General features: G+C 43.5%; 21 protein-coding genes. 8 read left to right on the top strand and 13 right to left on the bottom strand.

The genetic code is table 11. The features are described 5' to 3' along the window. Positions 1 to 82: 82 nt before the first annotated feature. Entirely contained in the window at positions 83 to 427 is a 345-nt protein-coding gene (locus AC4II3_RS12905) for an element excision factor XisI family protein (RefSeq protein ID WP_488016067.1), read from the bottom strand. After that, positions 418 to 825, bottom strand: coding sequence for a XisH family protein (locus tag AC4II3_RS12900; RefSeq protein ID WP_488016065.1), 408 nt, complete (start codon positions 823 to 825; stop codon positions 418 to 420). Before AC4II3_RS12900 ends, AC4II3_RS12905 begins: the two co-directional genes overlap by 10 nt. Before the next feature lie 148 nt (positions 826 to 973). Here AC4II3_RS12900 and AC4II3_RS12895 point away from each other — a divergent pair, with 148 nt between their 5' ends. Then, the gene (locus AC4II3_RS12895) at positions 974 to 1,219 is read left to right on the top strand and encodes a DUF4926 domain-containing protein (RefSeq protein ID WP_488016063.1); all 246 of its coding nucleotides are present in this window, start codon (positions 974 to 976) and stop codon (positions 1,217 to 1,219) included. A 154-nt stretch (positions 1,220 to 1,373) separates the two neighbouring features. Here the strand turns inward: AC4II3_RS12895 and AC4II3_RS12890 are convergent, their stop codons facing one another. Both AC4II3_RS12890 and AC4II3_RS12885 read right to left on the bottom strand, forming a co-directional pair. Then, complete coding sequence (locus AC4II3_RS12890; RefSeq protein ID WP_488016061.1) at positions 1,374 to 1,712, bottom strand: element excision factor XisI family protein; 339 nt, start codon at positions 1,710 to 1,712, stop codon at positions 1,374 to 1,376. Next, a complete protein-coding gene (locus tag AC4II3_RS12885; RefSeq protein WP_488016069.1) occupies positions 1,700 to 2,116 on the bottom strand; it encodes an element excision factor XisH family protein in 417 nt (138 codons plus the stop codon). The genes AC4II3_RS12890 and AC4II3_RS12885 overlap by 13 nt, the downstream gene beginning before the upstream one ends. Positions 2,117 to 2,741: 625 nt before the next feature. Between AC4II3_RS12885 and AC4II3_RS12880 the strand changes: the two genes are divergently transcribed. The 3 genes from AC4II3_RS12880 to AC4II3_RS12870 all read left to right on the top strand — a co-directional run bounded on the left by AC4II3_RS12880 (position 2,742) and on the right by AC4II3_RS12870 (position 5,360). Continuing rightward, on the top strand, positions 2,742 to 3,476 hold the full coding sequence (locus AC4II3_RS12880) for a TVP38/TMEM64 family protein (protein WP_488016059.1): 735 nt from the start codon (positions 2,742 to 2,744) through the stop codon (positions 3,474 to 3,476). Positions 3,477 to 3,641: 165 nt separating this feature from the next. After that, entirely contained in the window at positions 3,642 to 3,773 is a 132-nt protein-coding gene (locus tag AC4II3_RS12875) for a hypothetical protein (protein ID WP_293082747.1), read from the top strand. A gap of 33 nt (positions 3,774 to 3,806) precedes the next feature. Further along, the gene (locus AC4II3_RS12870) at positions 3,807 to 5,360 is read left to right on the top strand and encodes a mercuric reductase (RefSeq protein ID WP_293065355.1); all 1,554 of its coding nucleotides are present in this window, start codon (positions 3,807 to 3,809) and stop codon (positions 5,358 to 5,360) included. Between the two features lie 99 nt (positions 5,361 to 5,459). Here AC4II3_RS12870 and AC4II3_RS12865 read toward each other — a convergent pair whose 3' ends face one another. The 3 genes from AC4II3_RS12865 to AC4II3_RS12855 all read right to left on the bottom strand — a co-directional run bounded on the left by AC4II3_RS12865 (position 5,460) and on the right by AC4II3_RS12855 (position 7,872). Continuing rightward, entirely contained in the window at positions 5,460 to 5,834 is a 375-nt protein-coding gene (locus AC4II3_RS12865; protein ID WP_488016057.1) for a pentapeptide repeat-containing protein, read from the bottom strand. Between the two features lie 489 nt (positions 5,835 to 6,323). Then, positions 6,324 to 6,929, bottom strand: a complete 606-nt coding sequence (locus tag AC4II3_RS12860) for an RNA polymerase sigma factor (protein WP_488009090.1) — start codon at positions 6,927 to 6,929, stop codon at positions 6,324 to 6,326. Between the two features lie 124 nt (positions 6,930 to 7,053). Continuing rightward, positions 7,054 to 7,872: a cysteine dioxygenase gene (locus AC4II3_RS12855; RefSeq protein ID WP_488009092.1), complete on the bottom strand. Its 819-nt coding sequence runs from the start codon at positions 7,870 to 7,872 to the stop codon at positions 7,054 to 7,056. Between the two features lie 266 nt (positions 7,873 to 8,138). On the opposite strand from AC4II3_RS12855, the gene AC4II3_RS12850 reads away from it, so the two are divergent. Both AC4II3_RS12850 and AC4II3_RS12845 read left to right on the top strand, forming a co-directional pair. Further along, on the top strand, positions 8,139 to 8,303 hold the full coding sequence (locus AC4II3_RS12850; protein WP_488009094.1) for a hypothetical protein: 165 nt from the start codon (positions 8,139 to 8,141) through the stop codon (positions 8,301 to 8,303). Then, a complete protein-coding gene (locus AC4II3_RS12845) occupies positions 8,281 to 9,222 on the top strand; it encodes a glutathione S-transferase family protein (RefSeq protein WP_488009096.1) in 942 nt (313 codons plus the stop codon). The genes AC4II3_RS12850 and AC4II3_RS12845 overlap by 23 nt, the downstream gene beginning before the upstream one ends. A 269-nt stretch (positions 9,223 to 9,491) precedes the next feature. Here the strand turns inward: AC4II3_RS12845 and AC4II3_RS12840 are convergent, their stop codons facing one another. From AC4II3_RS12840 to AC4II3_RS12825, 4 genes are all read right to left on the bottom strand, one after another. After that, a complete protein-coding gene (locus AC4II3_RS12840) occupies positions 9,492 to 10,229 on the bottom strand; it encodes a hypothetical protein (protein WP_488009098.1) in 738 nt (245 codons plus the stop codon). 397 nt (positions 10,230 to 10,626) lie between these two features. Further along, positions 10,627 to 11,235, bottom strand: coding sequence for a hormogonium polysaccharide biosynthesis acetyltransferase HpsU (gene hpsU, locus AC4II3_RS12835; protein WP_488009100.1), 609 nt, complete (start codon positions 11,233 to 11,235; stop codon positions 10,627 to 10,629). Between the two features lie 9 nt (positions 11,236 to 11,244). After that, positions 11,245 to 12,198: a glycosyltransferase family 2 protein gene (locus tag AC4II3_RS12830; protein ID WP_488009102.1), complete on the bottom strand. Its 954-nt coding sequence runs from the start codon at positions 12,196 to 12,198 to the stop codon at positions 11,245 to 11,247. A gap of 292 nt (positions 12,199 to 12,490) precedes the next feature. Beyond that, a complete protein-coding gene (locus AC4II3_RS12825; protein ID WP_488009104.1) occupies positions 12,491 to 13,444 on the bottom strand; it encodes a glycosyltransferase family 2 protein in 954 nt (317 codons plus the stop codon). 240 nt (positions 13,445 to 13,684) lie between these two features. Here AC4II3_RS12825 and panB point away from each other — a divergent pair, with 240 nt between their 5' ends. Together panB and AC4II3_RS12815 are read left to right on the top strand one after the other, a co-directional pair. Beyond that, on the top strand, positions 13,685 to 14,467 hold the full coding sequence (gene panB / locus AC4II3_RS12820; protein WP_488009106.1) for a 3-methyl-2-oxobutanoate hydroxymethyltransferase: 783 nt from the start codon (positions 13,685 to 13,687) through the stop codon (positions 14,465 to 14,467). Between the two features lie 30 nt (positions 14,468 to 14,497). After that, positions 14,498 to 16,231, top strand: a complete 1,734-nt coding sequence (locus AC4II3_RS12815; RefSeq protein WP_488009108.1) for a glycoside hydrolase family 9 protein — start codon at positions 14,498 to 14,500, stop codon at positions 16,229 to 16,231. Between the two features lie 65 nt (positions 16,232 to 16,296). On the opposite strand, the gene fusA is transcribed toward AC4II3_RS12815, so the two are convergent. Next, entirely contained in the window at positions 16,297 to 18,384 is a 2,088-nt protein-coding gene (gene fusA, locus AC4II3_RS12810; protein ID WP_488009110.1) for an elongation factor G, read from the bottom strand. A 458-nt stretch (positions 18,385 to 18,842) separates the two neighbouring features. Then, positions 18,843 to 19,136, bottom strand: coding sequence for a hypothetical protein (locus tag AC4II3_RS12805; RefSeq protein WP_488009112.1), 294 nt, complete (start codon positions 19,134 to 19,136; stop codon positions 18,843 to 18,845). Positions 19,137 to 19,305: the final 169 nt, after the last annotated feature.

The following is a 19,305-nucleotide window of genomic DNA, read 5'->3' as shown; positions in this document are numbered from 1 at the left end:
TTCCCCTCCTGGGAGGGGTTAGGGGTGGGTCTAGCATGCCTATTGCCTATTGCCTGCTTTCGACAACTGCCGCCAAATTTAGTTAATCAACGGCAAACTCAGTGTATTGGCGCATGTTGGGGGAGTGGAAGCCCAGCACAATATCCTCAGCCGGAACACCCAGTTCAAGCAATTGGGTAGCAATGCCAATTTCGGTGCCATCATGCTGAATCCAGATTTTACCATTTTTGATATCTAAGTGGAGGCTACATCCGTGGGTGCGACGGTTATCTTTCCAGCCCGTGTGCAGCAACAGATAATGATCTCGTTCGGTGTCCAACACTGCTTGGGCTTCGATTTCCGGGAAGGTGGGCTTACGATTGGCTCGTTCTAGCAGTAATTCCTGAATCCACTGACGATATTGTTCTACAGATTCTTCTACAGCCATTGCCGAATAACCTCCTGAGTTTGCTCATAGATGAGTAAATTGATTTGAGTCTTATCAATTACTGATCGTACAAAGCGTCGCTGGAAAAAAGATTGGTAAATTGTTTCAGGAATGGCAAGGTAAAGATTACGTTGAGGATCAACTTCTTTTAGGGCAAATTGATAATTGATGCATTGCCCAAGGGCAGTATGAAAATCGGAGACAAGGGATCGGCTAATAAAGCTTTTGATTTCCACAGCAATCTTTTCTCCTGCTCGTTCCGCAGCGATTAGCTCTGCAGCAAGATCAATTTCAAAATCCACTTCCCCAACACTCAGTTGATAGGGATCGGCAGTAATTACCCAGTTCTCTTTTTCTAGGGCAGTTCTCACTGCATTGTGGAAACGATCCTTTGCCATGAGATTTTAAAAGAAACAGGAAGCTTTTCTGGTAAAATTATATGCTAGAGCGAGTGTATTGATCATTGCTTGGGCGATCGCATCGCCAAACCTTAGTCTCAAATAGTTCACCGGTCAAGTGGGATATCCTCATACAGGAGGCTAGATAATGGCATTTGAGTTATTTTCACGGGTGGCCCTGCGGGAAGATTTTCCCAAGCATAAGTTGCAGCAAGGGGATATTGCAACGATTGTTGATCACCATCCAGTACAAGACGGAGAGGATGGTTATAGTCTGGAAGTTTTCAATGGGATCGGGGAAACGATTGCCGTTTTAGTGGTTTCAGAGTCACAAATTGAGTCATTAATGAAAAATGAGGTTCTGCATATCCGAAGATTGGATGAAGCGGTTTGAACCTACAACCCATCAATCTGATCAACACTCAACCCCGTATATTGTGCAATATCCTTCAGGGGTAACGCTGCCGCCTTCATCTGTTTAGCAACGCCTGTCATAGAACACTTCACACCGCTGATTTTTTAGCTCCACCACTGTATGGCGGGTGCGCTCACCCCACCGCAAACTCGGTATACTGCCTCATGATGGGTGCCTGATAGGCCAACACAATATCCTGCTTTGGTACCCCTAGCTCAACTAACTGATCTGCGATCGCAATCTCCGACCCATCATGCTGTATCCAAATCTTGCTATCTTTAATATCGACATGTACAGAACACCCATAAATACGGGTGGTGTTATTTTTCCAACCCGTATGAACCATCTGGTAATGATCCCGTTCCGTATCAAAAATGAGCTGGGTTTCCATAGCCGGATTAGCAGACTTAATACTGGCGCGTTTTTTAAGCAAGTCCTGAATGTGCTGTCGATATACCTCTAGTTTATCCATTGATTAATCCTGGGTTGGGAAATGTCATAAACTACAATAGGAACCTGATTACGCTTGATCGACTTTTGTATGAAGGGATAACTGAAAAAAGCACTGTAAATAGTGTTAGGAACCGCAAGATGAAGTGTTCGATCAGGCTCCTCATCTTCTAAGGCAAGACGATAGTTAATAAACTGCCCAATTGCACCATGGAATTCTGAAATTCTTGAAGCTGATAGAAAGCTTTTAATTTCAATAGCTATTTTTTCATTATTGCGTTCAGCAGCAATCAGGCGTTCTGCTCCCAAATCAATGTAGAGATCGGTAAAACCCAGCTCAATGCGATAAGGATCGTGGGTAATGATCCAACCCTCATTGATTAGAGCATCCTTAACTAGATCATGGAATTTATCCTGAGCAGACATGGGGAAATAGGTACAGGTGTTAACCAACATCTGTTATATAGGTTAGCAAAAAGGGAATCAGCTTTTTTGATGGGTTAATTGGGTCAACTGCAGTAAAAAACGGTCTCGATAGGGTAAAAACCGCTATATCATTGATTAATTGTAACTTATAACCCCCCTATGTAACTCGAAATTCAGCTCTAATTTAGATGAACTAGTTAATTGTTTGCTATAACTAAAAAAAGTCTGTTCTCAGAGCTAATTTTTATAGTTAATATCAGCTAGATTAATAAACCTGATTTTTTGCTGAGTACCAGCTAAATTTAAGCTTAAAATCAACCAAAAATATTCTTATTAAATTTCAATTAGTTTCACTAGCTTTAGCTTGTAAAAACTATTGTATGATGATCATCAACAAGCAATTGATACTGCAATTGTTTGTTGGCCACTCTCTAGAAAGCTGATCGCCCTAGGCTGAAGGCTTACCTGTAAAGTTATAAACTTTTGTTAATTTCATCCCCAAACAAGCCATTTAAGATAACCAGAATCTCTAGATAATTTGATTACTATGTCTCAAGTTGAATTGCAACGGTCCCAACTCATGATAAGTACAAGAAGAAGCAGTCAATCTCATCCCCGAAAAGTCATGAAGGGTTTAAAGTTAGTTTCATTAACATTACTGGCAATGGTGATGGTACTGGTGGTACATGCTGAGCCTAGTTTTGCACAGGAATCCGCTAGTAGTGGAGGATTCAATCCCCAAGAACTATTGCGCAATGCTTTGCAGTGGATTGATAGTCTCGGACCCATCGGAGCGATCGCATTTATCGCAATCTATATCATTGCTGCCGTAGCATTTTTGCCTGGGTCTATCCTAACCCTAGGGGCTGGGGTAGTATTTGGTGTTGTCTTAGGCTCAATCTATGTGTTCATCGGAGCCACTATCGGAGCTACGGCTGCTTTTCTGGTTGGGCGTTATCTAGCTAGGGACTGGATTGCTCAAAAAATTGCTGGCAATGACAAGTTTAGTGCTATTGATGAAGCGGTAGGTCAGGAAGGATTCAAAATTGTGCTATTGACTCGACTCTCTCCTGTATTTCCCTTCAATCTCTTAAACTATGCCTATGGTCTAACTGGGGTTTCTCTAAAAGACTATGTCTTAGGCTCCATTGGCATGATTCCAGGAACAGTCATGTACGTTTACATCGGTTCTCTGGCTGGAGACCTGGCCATGATCGGTGGTGGTGACGCACCCACCAATCCCACTGTCCAGTGGGCAATTCGGATTATTGGTTTTATCGCCACTGTTGCGGTCACACTTTATGTGACTAATGTGGCTAAGAAAGCTTTAGACAAAAGCGTCTCCAAGGAGACAGTTTAAAAGGTTAAAGGTTAGGAAGTTGAAAGTTGAAGGTTAGGAAGTTGAAGGTTAGGAAGTTGAAGGTTGAATGTTAGGAAGTTGAAGGTTAAAGGTTAGGAAGTTGTTCGCGTAGCGTGGCCTATTGGCCAAGGTTAAAGGTTAGAAGGTTAAAGGTTATAGAGATCCGTGAATTTTTGTTCCCGACTCCCGACTCCCGACTCCCGATTCCCGATTCCCGACTCCCGACTCCCGATTCCCGATTCCCTACTCCCTGCTCCCTGCTCCCTGCTCCCTATTCCCTGCTCCCTAAAAAAATAATTTAATTTTGAACTATCAAAGGAGTTATTATAAATGTCAAGTTCTCAATACCAAAGAGTTATTGTTCCACCCATGGACGAGTATAACCAGAGGTTGGTTAACTACGTTCATCCAGGGGATTGGGTTAATCCAAAACCTGTTGATTGTTATGACCTAGTAGTTATTGGTGCTGGTACAGCTGGATTAGTTACCGCAGCAGGTGCAGCAGGTATCGGTGTTGGTTTGAAAGTGGCGTTGATTGAACGGCATTTGATGGGTGGGGATTGTTTAAATGTAGGTTGTGTCCCTTCCAAGTGTTTGATTCGGTCATCTCGGGTAGTGGCCGAAATGCGCAATGCCGGAGCCTTTGGGGTTAAAGTTCCAGATAATATTGAAGTAGACTTCCCTGCAGTGATGGAACGGATGCGTCGGCTACGGGCAGGGATTAGCCATCACGATTCTGCTAAACGCTTCAAAGATACCTATGGTATTGATATATTTTTAGGCAATGGTCGGTTTACCGGTGATGATACCATTGAAGTAAACGATACTACCCTCAAGTTTAAGAAAGCAGTAATTGCTACAGGAGCAAGAGCAGTAAGACCCCGAGTTGAGGGCATGGAAGAGGCGGGGTATCTCACCAATGAAACAGTATTTTCTCTGACAGAACGTCCCAATCGACTAGCTGTTATTGGTGGCGGTCCAATTGGGTGTGAATTAGCTCAGTCTTTCCGCCGTTTAGGTTGTGAAGTAGTGCTGTTCCATCGCGGTTCTCACATTTTAAATAAAGAAGATGCTGACGCCGCCGATATTGTTCAAAAAGTCTTTTTAAAAGAAGGTATCCGTTTAGTCCTGGGTGCCAAATTGAACCGGGTCGAGAAGACAGAGGCAGGTAAGACATTACACTTCAATAGCTGCACTGGTTTGGAAGAGTCGGTCACGGTAGATGAAATTTTGATCGGTGCTGGACGTGCGCCCAATGTGGAAGGGTTAAATTTGGAACTGGTCGGGGTAGAGTATGACCAGCGTAAAGGAGTGAAGGTGAATGATTACCTTGAGACTACCAATCCCAAAATTTATGCTGCTGGTGATATTTGCATGGACTGGAAGTTTACCCATGCAGCGGATTCAGCAGCACGGATTGTGATTAAGAATACTCTATTTTCTCCCTTTGGCTTCGGTAAATATAAATTGAGTAACTTAGTGATGCCTTGGGCAACTTATACTGATCCAGAAATTGCCCATGTCGGGATGTATGAACATGAAGCTCAAGCCAAAGGATTTAATGTTAATACGATTAAAATTCCGTTTAGTACTGTAGACCGAGCGATCGCAGATGGCGAAGAAGAGGGATTTGTTAAAATTCACCACAAGAAAGGCTCAGATCAAATCCTGGGAGCAACTATTGTGGCAACTCATGCCGGGGAAATGATTTCTGAGGTGACGACAGCAATTGTCCATAAGATTGGTTTGAGTAAGCTTTCCAGCGTAATTCATCCCTATCCCACTCAAGCAGAAGGAATTAAAAAAGCGGCAGATGCCTATCGCCGCACTCTCTTAACACCAAGAACTAAAACATTTTTAGAATTCCTGACCAAGCTTTCTTAGGGCAAGAGGGGCGTTGCTTAATCATTCCATGATTAAGCAACGGCGTTTTATCTGGAGATGATTGCCAGTAGGAAGCTAGGAAGCTAAATCTTGAGTAAATCAGGAAACAACCCTACCATCAGGCATAACCGTACCCCATACTTCTGCATCCTTCCACTCTACTTCAGCGAGATCCCCACCCTTGAAATTGGCAGCTCTCAAATCTGCTCCACTTAGGTTTGCTCCAGCAAGTTTCGCTCGACCTAGATTTGCCCTGTGAAGCTTGGCATCAGTCAAATTAGCTTTTTCCAATCCCGCACAACGCAACTTAGCCCCACTCAAATCAGCTCGGCTCAGGTTAGCCCCGCTTAAATCTGCTCGACTCAGATTCGCACCACTAAGGTTGATACCACTCAGATTAGCTTGAACTAGGTCGATAGCACAAAAATCTCGTTGCCCTGCTGCGTACTTTTCTTGGAGTTCTTTGCTATTCATGTCGCCTTACCCCGATTTTACTTTAGTTAAAGGTTTCTATTAAAGAGAGTAATAATATCGCCCAATGTGACAAACTCAAGCAATATTTTTTAAGCACCTACACAGAATTAATTTCCTACTGCCAATCTCTGTAACCCTTACCCTGCAAAGCTTTGAATTTTGTAAAATGTGTAATTAATTTTGTGTACCTGCTTAGATGCTAATAAACGCAAAAAAGTGCCTGTGTAATAACAAATACATCCACAGTCATCTTTGTAATTTAAGTACAATTACTAGTTATTTAGAGGGTGCATATCAATGCCTAAAATTAAGCAAAAATTCTAATAAAATCACCACACTTATCACACTTTATACACTTTCCACACTTTCCATATTACCCACACTTATCACACTCCTTATATTTACTACACTCCTCACATTTACCACACTTCTCTTTTATAAATATGGGATGCTCCCTATCTAGAATTTTCTTTTGCTCACCAATCCCGTTTATAAATAAAGTTGGCGGAGTTTCTTGAGTGCTCGGCACTTTTTTTGCCGAATAGTTTCTTCCGTATACCGACCATAGCCGTTATCCTCTAAATGACTCGAAATTTCAGCATAGGAAAGCTTTTTAAAATAGAATAACTCCAAAATTTCTGAATCTTCATCAGGAAGTTGTCTGATCTTCTCCCGCAGTTCCAAGTTCTTTATATACTGCATAGGGTGAGGATGACGGTAAGAGACCGCATTACTCTGCTCAGTAGAGAGTAAACTTTCCCACATTTCGGAACTAATGTCTAAAAACCTATTATGATCACGGAACAGTGCCCTTACGTAATTAAAGGCAACTGTTCGCAACCAAGCCCTTGGATTAATAATTGGCTCTCTTAAGTCACCCTTAATTAGAAACAGTAACAGTTCCCCATCAACGTTTAAATGCGACTCTATTCTCCCGGATTCGATTAGTGTTTGGACAAGTAAAAAGACATCATTTATAATGTCTTCATGGGTATAGTTGCTATTAAGATTAAATTGGCACAGCCAACCTCTTATTTTAATAGATAGTGAATTTAACAGATTGGCAATTTCTTCCTGAGGTTGCGGTTTTTTCATTTAAGTTGTTCTCCTGGTAATGCAAACTGGTGCCATGGTTGATAGGGCAGACTAGAAAAATAGTTTCTGCTCTGCCCAATAACAAAAAGCTAGACTCAATTGCGATCAGCAAGCGCCAAGCCAATCATTTTCGCCTATCAACTAAATCAGGACAAGATGTATCCGGTTCACAATTTTCTAAGGGTTCACAGGATATAAGTCTTTGTTTGAAGAACCGAACATGTACAGTAACCAGTCTCTCTTGGGACTCGTTAGCAAGCTGGTGAGTCTGATGAAACCCAACGCAGACTAACTCACCTTCTGTGAACTTTTTCTCGTCCTTTGTTCGGTAGCCCTGCTTTCCTTGTAAGTGCTCCACTCGATCATAAAAGCGGTGGGTAAGGGTTCCTTTGTAGACACGGATTATGCTAATTTCCTCTCCGTGGGTATGTATTTGTGAAAACTGACCCGGCTCCCAAGAAATAACAAAAATACCACCAAAAGGGGTCATACAAACTAATTGGCGATGGTAGTCACTCTCTTTAAAACTAATAGATTGCTCGATTAGCTTTTGACTCAAATTAAGGTTCGCCGCAAGCTTTTTGAACCTCTCCATACTCATGTCTTGAGGTGCTATGGCATTTACCTGATAGATAAACTCTTCTAGGGAAAGGAGACCAGAGCAACCTGAAGAGGGACAAGACTGCAAGGACTGGCTGATCAGCTGATCTACCCTGTCAATGCACTGGTCAAACTGCAGATCTAATACTGCCAGCTCAAACATTTGTGCCATTCTCTCACCATCTTCTTGCGTAAGCTCTTTTTGAGTCGCTAGCTGGTAATACTCTTGAACCAACTCAACAAGCTCTGGCTGTTCCGGAAGATTATCTGGCTCAGAGACTTCTCGGACTATTGTTTTGAGTTGTTCTTGAGAATCTTCTAATATTTCACCTTGACTAAACATAGTGACAAACTTATACGTATTTAACAGGCGTTCCTTGATCTACTTTTCAAAAGCGCTTGCTCTTGGAAAGCTTGGTGTCTATAAATAAGAGACCACAGGAAGCGAAACGTGACGCAGAGTTTTGTAAAGATTCTTGAAGGGTTATCCCCCTCAGGTGCTGGCTAAAAACAAATACCACCCCTCACCACCCATTCGATGGCTCCCTACCATAACGATAACTGCACCTGTTCATAGCTAGCCACTCATATTTATCCAAAGATTCAGCAATGCCGAAAAAGGCAAAAGGCAATAGCAAAGAGGGTTTTAAGCGATGCAGTCCCTACTCCCTACTCCCTACTCCCTTTGCAATAGATAGTATGAAAAAAAATACCATGGCCGTTGGCCACGCTACACGAACAGAGGAAAACTATGGCAACAGGGATGCTCGTTAACGGACAATGGACTAACGAAGCCTATCAGCAAGACCCCCAAGGGCGATTCATGCGTAATCCTACGAAGTTTCGTAATTGGATTCGTGCTGATGGCTCCACAGACTATAAACCAGCCTCTGGACGCTACCATCTCTATGTTTCCTATGCTTGTCCCTGGGCGCACCGCACTCTGATTATGCGAGCCTTAAAGGGATTGGAGGAAGCGATTACCTTGTCCATTGTTGACCCATTGATGGATAAAGATGGATGGGAATTTTCCGATGGGCCTGGTTGTATCCCTGATACAGTCAATGGTGCTCGCTATCTGCGGGAAGTTTATATCAAAGCTGACCCTAACTGTACCGGACGGGTGACAGTTCCAGTACTTTGGGATAAAGAAACTGGCACGATTGTTAATAATGAATCCCGTGAAATTATTCGGATGTTTGACCTAGAGTTCGACGGGATTGCTCAGTCGGATATCAGCTTTTATCCAGATAATTTACGGGAAGAGATTGATAAAACCATTGATGCCATTTACCAACCTATTAATAATGGTGTGTATCGAGCCGGATTCGCTACCACTCAGCAAGCCTATGAAGAAGGAGTAACTGACTTGTTTGATGCCCTTGACTATTGGGAAGGGGTGTTAGGTAAACAACGTTATCTCTGTGGCGATCGCATTACAGAAGCCGATTGGTGTATGTTTACCACTCTGCTACGCTTTGACTCAGTTTACTATTTCCATTTCAAATGTAATTGGCAACGAATTCTCGATTATCCCAATTTGTGGAATTATCTCAAAGACCTTTATCATCAGCCAGGGGTAGAAGAAATTTGTAATATTGACCATATTAAGGATCATTATTATAAGAGTCATCCGTTTATTAATCCCTCTGGGATTGTACCAAAAGGACCACAAATAAATTTTAGTGATTAAGGCGATCAGTTATTAGCTTAAGCGCTACGCGCACGCTACGCGAACAGCTATCAGCTTAAGCGCTACGCGCACGCTACGCGAACAGCTACCAGCTATCAGTTATCAGTTATCAGCAATCAGCTTAAGCGCTACGCGCACGCTACGCGAACAGCTATCAGCTTTGGGCCTGTGGCCAATCTACACCGAACAGCTTTTGAATAAAATAAGCTGACCACTGACCGCTGACCGCTGACGGCTGACCGCTGACCGCTGATAGCTTACCTGTCAAGTTATTCTTGATTCAAGAAAGGAGACTTAGATTTGATTTTAAATACGGAATCTGAAAACTCACCAATGGAATCAGGAACAGATACAATTTCCGGTTCGGTGCGTTTTCCAAACATCAACGTTGCCTTACTAGTAGAGGGAGAGAAAAGAATCTGTGTGATTTTGCTATAATCCCACCGTTTCTGATCATAGAGAGCAAGAACTTTCGTAAGATTCTCTAAGGTCATCTCCTCCTTATTCTCGAACATAAACTCAACAGGACGATTAAAGACTTTGTCCAAAAAATTGCCGTAAAACTCATCAATATAGAGGTTTCGAGTTTGTGTCATCATCAGTACCTTACGCAATTCCTGATTTAACTCATAGGCTCCGTCTTTGGTGCAAATCACCTGCTCATTGATAGCAACGGATTTCTGAGATCCATTTTTGCGACAAGGATTATTGTTAGAAGACTGTACCACTCGTCCAGAGTTGAGGTCGTCCCCAAGTTGATCAAACTCATCAACCACTCCCCGTGTGCCTTGAATTATACGCCTGCCTTCACGAATGGTGTTCGTTACCTCTTGAACATCTCGACGGATTTGGCGGAGCTCATCGAATAATCCAGCAATCTCGAAGGTGCGAACATTGCTATTGTCATGCTTCCCAGGTACTATTCCGGCTGTTGCGGGAAGCATTTGCCACATCACGGACGCTGACAACAGGTAAGCTGAACCTTGGAAAATGAATTTGTGAACCATGACTATGGAATCCTGACTTAAAGTGGTCCACTATCTTTTTCTTTTGGCAAAATGAAAATCCGGAAACTTATCGACAATTTTTCCGGATCTGGTCAGCTTACCCTTGTATTAAGCTGGTCTTCATTGAAATTCTATTGTTCTGACAGCAAGGGAGCAGGGGAGCAGGGGAGCAGGGGAGCAGGGGAGCAGGGGAGCAGGGGAGCAGGGGAGCAGGGGAGATGGGGGAGATTTTGATGAAGGGTAATTATTCGGTTGCACCATTTCCTGATCAGCTACGATATAGAGTTTTTCATAGCTATGAGGTACACAGAATTTTTTCCCACTTCCCTAATCCCTAAACCCTAAACCCTACACCCTACACCCTACACCCTACACCCTACACCCTACACCCTACACCCTACTCCCTATTCCCTATCTCCTCAATTTCCCGTCGATAGCGGGGACGTGCTGGAATTCCCCAGCATACTTGCTGCTCTGGGATATTACTAAACACAGTGCTGCGAACACCAATGACCGCATTGGCTCCAATTTGGACACCGGGCGCAATGAAGCAATCGGCGGCAATCCAAACTCCGTTACCAACACTAATCTCAGATGTGATTAAACCAAAAGCTGGGTCTTTCATATCGTGGCTACCAGTACAGAGGTAACATTTTTGAGAAATAACGCAATGACTACCAATGCGAATCCTATCCAAGCTGTAGAAAACCACATCATCCCCAATCCAACTGTACTCACCAACTTCTACTTTCCAGGGGTAAGTAAAACGAGCCGTGGGTCGAATGATGACATTAGTACCAATCTTGGCTCCAAATAGTTGTAGCAGCCATCGCCGGAAGCCATTCAAGTTATGAGGACTTAAGGGAAATGCGATCGCTTGCACCAACCACCAGAGTAAGATGAACCAGCCCGGACGTCCTCGGTCAAACCAAGATTGGTCGTACTGGCGTAAATCCACTAAGGGTTCTAAATCTAACGCTGGTAGTTTACTTAAGTCATTAGTCATAATTTAGACTCAGGTATTTGGAGAGACAACTGATGGCTTTGGCGTTACTGGTGTCTGTACTGGTTCAGTTTTTTCTACATTTAGCTTACCGCTAAACTTTTGTAACTCATAGAGTTTGACACCAATTTGATATTCATACTGACTCAACAGGCGTCCATAAATGTACCCAGCTTTTCCATCTAAAAAGCCCAGCTGGATAAAGTAAAACAAAATAAACCGCAGTAATGGTTTAAACGGTAGTCGAACCCAGATTTTTTTCAGAAACCGCTTACGCTGCACGGCGTCTCCAAATAGATTTCCCCCGATGGTGCCAGAGTCATCTTTACCGGTTAGTAGATTCAGATAGACACGAGCTTCCCAATTGGAGTAGCGATTGTGCCGTTCTAGCCAATGGTAAATGTCCTTAAAGTCAATGTGTAGCATATCATTTTCAAGATAGCCAGCCTTGCCGTGTAGGACAACATGTTCATGGACTTCGTTGTCTCCAGTATTGGGAATTCCTTCGGTTTTCAGGTTTTCGTAGCGACCTTTTTCGTGCTTAAACAACCGTAGATTCCAGTCTGGATATTTGCCACCAAAGCGAATCCATTGTCCTAGGAAGAATACTCTACGATTGATATAGTAGCCATTATAATCAGGATTTTCGATTGCCACAGCAATCTCATCCCAAAGTTCTGGAGTAATGCGTTCGTCACAATCAACAATTAATACCCATTCATTACGGAATTCAATATTTTCTAAGCTCCAATTTTTCTTTTTGGGCCAAAACCCATCAAAATAGAATTGAACTATGTTGGCACCGTATTCTTTGACAATTTCAATGGAGCGATCGCTGCTTTGGGAATCGACAACAAACACTTCATCGGCTCTATTAACACTCTCAAGACAAGCTGGTAAATTAGCCTCTTCATTTTTGGCTGGAATTAGAACTGAAACCGGAAGTTTAGTGTTAGGGGATTTCATAATTAAACACCTGCAATTGTGGACGTTTTATGAAAAGTCTATTGGCCAAGAATAACTAACAGCAAACCTTAACTAAAATTAAGGCTTATCAGTCAACAGTTAACAGTCAAGAATCAACCAAAATTATCTGTGCTATAGCAAAGGGAACAGGGAACAGCGGATCTGGGAACAGCGGATCTGGGAACAGGGAACAGCGGATCTGGGAACAGGGAGTAGGGAATATCGCATCAAAATTCTCTCAATTCCTACACGGATTGCTATATAATATAAGATAACCTCTTATCCAGTCTGATTAATGACTGGAGTGGTTTTGGGATAGAGAGGAGTTGCTCCTTTGTAGCATTCCTTTGATTACTGCACTCAGATAACCGATTTGACCATAGGCATAAACCAAATTATCAAAGCGCAAAGCTGGATTGCGGAAGTGCTTCAAGGATTTGTAGATTCCTCGCATCATTCGTTCACCTCCCCGTAAAAATTGGGCAGTACCAGCACGACCAACCAATTGTTCACGGTAACACTCGCTAATACCTTGCCACCAACCACGATTCAAAAACCAACGTTTATTGATTCGTTCTGGGGCAACATTGTGAGCTACTAGAGCATCAGGCAGATAAGCAACCTGCCAACCATCCTGGAGAGCTAATTCTGTCATATGTAATTCTTCATTAGATAACAGATTTTTCCCCACACGACCTAAATTGACATCAAAACCACCGATTTTATCCAGGAAAGTCCGCCTGATCGAGTAATTTAAACCTCTGGGAGTCAAACCAGGATTTTGGATCTCAATTAGGGTTTCCCCTAGGTCATAAGCTCCCAAATTTCCGGCTAGGTCTGGTGACAACCAGGAGGGAGAGGTAATGCCATCTGGCCACAATAGGGTTACTTTACCACCAGCAATTGCGAGTTTCTCGTTACTTTGATAAGCTTCGTAAATTGTCTTAAGCCAACGGGGACTGGCAACCGCATCATCATCCAGATAAGCTAAAATAGCAGCAGAGGCAGTGGCAGCCCCGGTGTTACGAGCTACGGATAAACCAAGTACGGGTTCATAAACATAGTTTAGTCGAGAGTTGTCCAAGCGTTGGTCAACTATGTTACGGGTGCGATCGCTTGAGGCATTATCGACCACAATTACTTCATAATCGGCAAAATCCTGCTCTAGCAAGCTATCAATGGCTGCACCCAAATATTCTTCACGATTGTGGGTGCAGATTATGGCAGAAATTAGAGGCTCTGACATAGGGAACCTGATCAAGGAAGCTTCATTCTTAGTATTCCCTACTCAACCAGGATTGTTCAACCTTCTTGATTACTAGTATTAACCCATATACCCTGAATAAGTCATCAATCAGTGGCACAGAAAAATTACACTGAAGTCAGTAGTTCTCGCTTCTTTACAAAGATTTCCATAGTTCGCTTCACTTTTGTCATCAGCATCTTTCAGAATTATTAATTGGATTGACTGAAACTTTTATTGGTTATGGCAGTTACTATCAAGCAGTTGAATCAATGGAAACAACAGGAGCGCCAGATTGTGGTGCTGACCGCTGCGGATTATGCGATCGCTCAGCTGTTGGATGAAGCGGGAGTAGACATAATCATGGTCGGGGATTCTTTAGCAATGGTTACCCTGGGTTACTCCACAACGCTGCCAGTGACCCTTGAGGACATGATTCACCATGCCAAAGCGGTGTGTCGGGGTGTTAAACGGGCATTAGTGGTTTGTGATTTGCCGTTTTTGAGTTATCAGGAAAGTCCTCAGCAGGCAATCCACTCTGCCGGTAGAGTGTTAAAGGAAACTGGGGCAGTGGCAGTGAAGTTGGAGGGAGGATATCCTGCCATGGCTGAAACGGTGGGGAGGCTTACCGCTGTGGGAATTCCGGTGATGGGTCATGTAGGTTTAACACCCCAGTCTATTCATCTGGTGGGTTTACGGCAACAAGGAAAAACAGCGGAAACTGGGGAGCGGATTTTGCAGAATGCGATCGCATTGGAGCAAGCTGGTGCCTTTGCTATCGTTTTAGAACATATTCCACCGGATTTAGCAATGTCAATTACACAAAAATTAACTATTCCCACCATTGGCATTGGAGCTGGACCCCACTGTGATGGGCAGGTGTTAGTGACAGCAGATTTACTAGGGCTTTCCGAGCGCCAGCCACCCTTTGCTAAGTCTTATGGGAATTTGCGCCAGGTAATTACCCAAGCCGTGCAGGAGTTTAGTACAGAGGTTCGTTCTGGAAAATTTCCATTAGACCCATAATCAAGATACCATTGAAGTAAAAGCTTCACAATGAAAATAGATAGAAGATTTTTTATCGGCTGGATCAGTGCGATCGCTTATGGAATTTTTTCCAAGGTTAATGCTCAACCCTATAATCCAGCAGCTAGAGGAAAAATTGTTATCAATCAAATAGGTTATTACCCAACTGGACCTAAGTTGGCGTTCTTAATCAATTCCCCAAATTCAGAAAACAAGCAGGTTGAACTTGTTGATTTAATCACTCACAAAACGGTTTTTGTGACCAACCTGGGAAACTCTGTAAACGATAAAGCCAGTAATGATAAAATCAGAGTTATTGATTTTACTAAATTCGATAAATCAGGTAGCTATTACCTGAAATACGGCTATAGTCAGTCTTATCCGTTTGGTATTGGTAAAGAAATTTATAAGGATACCTTTACAAAGCTACTCCGGTCCTACTATTTGCAACGGTGCGGTGTTGCTGTAAATGATTCAGTATCTGGAGTAAAACATCCCCCCTGCCATCTCAAAGATGGGATTATTGCCCACAACGATGAGTTTCATAAAGCTGGTGACTTCATATCTGCCCAAGGTGGCTGGCATGATGCTGGGGATTTTGGTAAATATGTTGCCCCAATGACAGTCACCATCGGACGGTTGTTAAGCTTGTACGAGCAATATCCTAAATTATTTACGGACAAGCAATTAACCATACCAGAAAGCGGAAATGGTAGACCTGACCTACTCGATGAGGTCAAAGTAGGATTAGATTGGCTGCTGAAGATGCAGCGGCAGGATGGTGCTGTCTACCGCAAGCTGTCAGGAAAAAATTGGCCAGGGGAAATTCTACCCAATCAAGATACTCAAGCACGGTACATTTTTGGGATTTCGACACCTGAGACTGGCAAGTTTGCAGCAGTAATGGCAATGGCTGCTAGAATTTATACTCCCTTTGACAAGCAACTGGCTCAAACCTACTTACAAGCGGCTCAGAAAGCTTGGGGGTTTCTCCAAAAACAGCGGTCTATGAAGGTGGATTGGCAAGAAGGAGATGACACCGGTTCAGGTAAGTATCTTTTTGGAGAGTGGGATCAGCAAGAATCCTTAAAAACAGATCAAGATGACCGCTTCTGGGCAGCCGTAGAACTGTTTATTACTACAGGGGAGACTAGCTACGAGAAATACTTAGCTAAAACTATCACGGACTTCGACTATAGTGATTTTGGTTGGAAAGATCCCTCTTCTCTAGCAATGGTTAACTATTTGGTGCAGAAACAAAGGAAGAGGTCAGACAAACTGAAATTAGAAATCACAGCTAGGCTGATGCGAAGGGCGGATACTCTGATGGAAAAGATTAACCGTAGTGGCTACCGTTTAGCTATTGATAAATTCCATTGGGCATCTAATCACAAGGTAGCTGAAGAAGGAATTACTCTACTCTATGCCTACCGCATCACTAATAACCAAGCCTACTACAGGGCAGCTGTTGAGCAGTTAGATTATTTGCTGGGGCGCAATCATTTTAATCTTTGCTTTATTACCCGTGTTGGTAGCAACTCCGTGCGTAATGTTCATCACCGGATTTCCCGAGCTAAAAAAATTGTTATCCCTGGTCTGATGGTAGGGGGTCCTAATACTGATGCCCAGGATGAGATTGCCCCTAAAGGCTTGGGAATGTTGAGTTATGTGGATGATGAGCGGTCTTGGGCTACTAATGAATATGCTATTGATTACAATGCTTCGGTGATTGCCTTGATGGGGATGGTTATAGCAGAGACTTAATTATTGATCACATGATGTTCCTGGCCAGTCCAAAACCAGCCAGGAACTCTGGTCAAATCAAAAGATTATTTAGCGGCTTCCTCGCGTTCTTTCACTTCCTTAATTACCTCTTCTGCCACATTATTGGGGCAAGGGGCGTAGTGGGAGAACTCCATAGAGAACTGACCACGACCAGATGTCATAGTACGCAGGTCACCAATATAGCCAAACATCTCACTCAAAGGCGCATCTGCCTTAATGCGAGCACCAGTAAGAGTTTTCTCCTGAGACTTAATCATCCCACGGCGGCGATTGAGGTCACCAATTACATCCCCCATGTAATCTTCTGGGGTGAAGACATCCACTTTCATAATTGGCTCTAACAATTGAGGTGAAGCCTTGCCAAAAGATTGCCGATAAGCAGCCCTGGCCGCAATTTCAAAGGCTATAGCCGATGAGTCTACGGGGTGGTAGGCACCATCGGTCAAGGTAACCTTGAAGTCTACACAAGGGAATCCAGCCAACAGACCCTTTTGAATACTGCTCTCAAAGCCCTTTTGCACAGCAGGCCAAAATTCTCTGGGGACATTACCACCAGTGACCTTGGACTCAAACTGGAAGCCAGTACCGGTTTCACCAGGTTCAATAATGTAATCGATTTTACCATATTGACCAGAACCACCAGACTGCTTCTTGTGGGTATAGCTGTCTTCGATGCGCTTGGTAATGGATTCACGGTATGCCACCTGGGGCTTACCTACCTCCACCTCAACGCCATGAGTCCGTTTCAGGATATCAACCTTAATGTCTAGGTGCAGCTCACCCATGCCCTTAATGATCGTTTCGCCACTTTCCTGGTCAGTTTCAACGTGGAAAGATGGGTCTTCCTGAACCATCTTGCTCAGGGCAATGCCCATTTTCTCAGAGGAACCTTTTTTCTTTGGTGCGATCGCAATGGAAATCACGGGGTCTGGGAAGACCATCGGCTCAAGAGTAGCCGGATTTTTCGGATCACAGAGGGTATGCCCAGTCTGGACATTTTTCATCCCAACGATGGCAACAATATCACCTGCCTGGGCAGAATTAATTTCTTCCCTGGAATCCGCATGCATCTCTACCAAACGACCAATACGCTCAGTTTTACCGGTGAAGGTATTAAGTACTGTGTCACCCTTGGATAAGGTTCCTGAGTAAATACGGGTAAAGGTCAGAGCACCAAAGCGGTCATCCATGATCTTAAATGCCAAGGCACGCAAAGGTTTTTCTGGGTCAACATAGGCCAGTGTACCGGTTTCGTTACCTTCTAGATCGATTTCTGGCTGGGGTTTGACTTCAGTGGGATTCGGCAGGTAGTCAACTACAGCATCAAGTACCAACTGCACCCCCTTATTCTTGAAGGATGAACCGCAGTAGGTAGGGAAGAAAGCCAGATCACGAGTTCCCTTGCGAATGCAACGCTTAAGGCTTTCGATATCTGGTTCTTCCCCTTCTAGATACTGTTCCATCACCTCGTCATCCTGCTCCACAGCCAATTCAATTAACTGCTCGCGGTAGGTTTCTACATCATCAACCATGTCGGCGGGAACATCTTGAAGCTCATAGTTCATGGGATCTCCAGAGTCATCCCATACCCATGCCTTACGGGTTAGCAAATCCACTACACCCACAAAATCGTTCTCAGTTCCGATCGGCAGTACCATTACCATAGGCTTAGCACCAAGGACATCTTCTACCTGCTTAACAACTCGGTAGAAATCAGCCCCGAGACGGTCAAGTTTGTTTACGTAGATAATCCGAGCAACTTTTGAGTCGTTGGCGTAGCGCCAGTTAGTTTCTGACTGGGGTTCTACACCACCTGAGCCACAGAAAACACCAACGCCACCGTCGAGAACCTTCAGAGAACGATAAACCTCAATGGTAAAGTCTACGTGACCTGGGGTATCAATAATGTTGAGTTGGTGGTCTTTCCAGAAACAACTGGTGGCGGCAGACTGAATAGTAATACCGCGCTCTTGTTCCTGTTCCATAAAGTCCGTTGTAGCTGCACCTTCGTGAACCTCACCAATTTTGTGGATTTTCCCGGTAAGTTTTAGTATCCTCTCTGTTGTAGTTGTCTTGCCTGCATCAACGTGAGCAAAGATACCGATATTTCGATAACTAGTGAGGTCTTTCATAGTTACTCCTTTATTTACTCCTTAATAAAATTTAAACAAAATCTATGCATATTAACAACAGTATGCCCTGATGGGGTATCATTGTTGTCCTGATGGACAAGCAAGAGGAAATATCAATCAGAGAATAACCAGCCCTCGCCATCATTGCCTGCTTAAAAAAAATCGTAAGTATTCAGCTATCAGCTATCAGCTATCAGCTATCAGCTATCAGCTATCAGCTTATGGGCTACAGATGGTACTACTTGATGTGCTTATGGGCCAAGGGCAAGCTACACCGAACAGCTTTTGAAGACAACAGGTAAGCATTGGTTTAATATCAGTGAAGTCACAGCGGTTGTGGCCTGTGCCACAAAGCTGACGGCTGATAGCTGAGGGCTGAACGCGCACGGGTGGGCGTAGCGCATATGCTTACAAAATGCGATCGCTATTTTTACTCTTGTTCTGTCACCTAATAGCCCTTATTTGTAAGAAAAAAACTCAATTTGAGGGACCAATGGATCTTGAACAACACCCACACCAACAAACCCCCACCGTTCAAGCACATTCTTCAACTGACTCCCTGAAACCGACTCTACAGAAAATTCGTCAGCTAAATCAGCACCGTGGGTATTGAGATAACTCAGGGCATCAAAGTGTTCGCGAAACATCAACAGATACCCAGCTCCAGCCTCTGGGCTACCAGCTTTCGGTTGGGCAACTAGATAACGACCATTCCTTCTAGAAAGAATCAGATAATGAATTTGGGTGAACATTTTGAAAATAGTCTTGAGTCACGTCTTTACAGCAAGACAGAAGGCAGAAGGCAGAAGGCAGAAGGCAGGATGGACAATAGTTTCAGTTTTTTTTACTGATTTAATAAAAGGTTTTATTCGATTTTGGTTTTATACAAAAATTGACGTCGAGAGCGAACTTCTGAAAAGG

This window comes from Moorena sp., from assembly GCF_982860115.1.
This window is presented reverse-complemented; position numbering and strand designations above follow the sequence as displayed.

Bases quoted from the DNA above. Each gene is read 5' to 3' on its own strand.
- AC4II3_RS12885 (WP_488016069.1), bottom strand. From the start codon at position 2,116: ATGTCTGCTCAGGATAAATTCCATGATCTAGTTAAGGATGCTCTAATC.
- hpsU (WP_488009100.1), bottom strand. From the start codon at position 11,235: ATGACTAATGACTTAAGTAAACTACCAGCGTTAGATTTAGAACCCTTA.
- AC4II3_RS12900 (WP_488016065.1), bottom strand. From the start codon at position 825: ATGGCAAAGGATCGTTTCCACAATGCAGTGAGAACTGCCCTAGAAAAA.
- AC4II3_RS12845 (WP_488009096.1), top strand. From the start codon at position 8,281: ATGGCAACAGGGATGCTCGTTAACGGACAATGGACTAACGAAGCCTAT.
- AC4II3_RS12850 (WP_488009094.1), top strand. From the start codon at position 8,139: ATGCCGAAAAAGGCAAAAGGCAATAGCAAAGAGGGTTTTAAGCGATGC.
- AC4II3_RS12865 (WP_488016057.1), bottom strand. From the start codon at position 5,834: ATGAATAGCAAAGAACTCCAAGAAAAGTACGCAGCAGGGCAACGAGAT.
- panB (WP_488009106.1), top strand. From the start codon at position 13,685: ATGGCAGTTACTATCAAGCAGTTGAATCAATGGAAACAACAGGAGCGC.
- AC4II3_RS12870 (WP_293065355.1), top strand. From the start codon at position 3,807: ATGTCAAGTTCTCAATACCAAAGAGTTATTGTTCCACCCATGGACGAG.
- AC4II3_RS12890 (WP_488016061.1), bottom strand. From the start codon at position 1,712: ATGGATAAACTAGAGGTATATCGACAGCACATTCAGGACTTGCTTAAA.
- AC4II3_RS12815 (WP_488009108.1), top strand. From the start codon at position 14,498: ATGAAAATAGATAGAAGATTTTTTATCGGCTGGATCAGTGCGATCGCT.
- AC4II3_RS12895 (WP_488016063.1), top strand. From the start codon at position 974: ATGGCATTTGAGTTATTTTCACGGGTGGCCCTGCGGGAAGATTTTCCC.
- AC4II3_RS12805 (WP_488009112.1), bottom strand. From the start codon at position 19,136: ATGTTCACCCAAATTCATTATCTGATTCTTTCTAGAAGGAATGGTCGT.
- AC4II3_RS12905 (WP_488016067.1), bottom strand. From the start codon at position 427: ATGGCTGTAGAAGAATCTGTAGAACAATATCGTCAGTGGATTCAGGAA.
- fusA (WP_488009110.1), bottom strand. From the start codon at position 18,384: ATGAAAGACCTCACTAGTTATCGAAATATCGGTATCTTTGCTCACGTT.
- AC4II3_RS12855 (WP_488009092.1), bottom strand. From the start codon at position 7,872: ATGTTTAGTCAAGGTGAAATATTAGAAGATTCTCAAGAACAACTCAAA.
- AC4II3_RS12840 (WP_488009098.1), bottom strand. From the start codon at position 10,229: ATGGTTCACAAATTCATTTTCCAAGGTTCAGCTTACCTGTTGTCAGCG.
- AC4II3_RS12830 (WP_488009102.1), bottom strand. From the start codon at position 12,198: ATGAAATCCCCTAACACTAAACTTCCGGTTTCAGTTCTAATTCCAGCC.
- AC4II3_RS12825 (WP_488009104.1), bottom strand. From the start codon at position 13,444: ATGTCAGAGCCTCTAATTTCTGCCATAATCTGCACCCACAATCGTGAA.
- AC4II3_RS12860 (WP_488009090.1), bottom strand. From the start codon at position 6,929: ATGAAAAAACCGCAACCTCAGGAAGAAATTGCCAATCTGTTAAATTCA.
- AC4II3_RS12880 (WP_488016059.1), top strand. From the start codon at position 2,742: ATGAAGGGTTTAAAGTTAGTTTCATTAACATTACTGGCAATGGTGATG.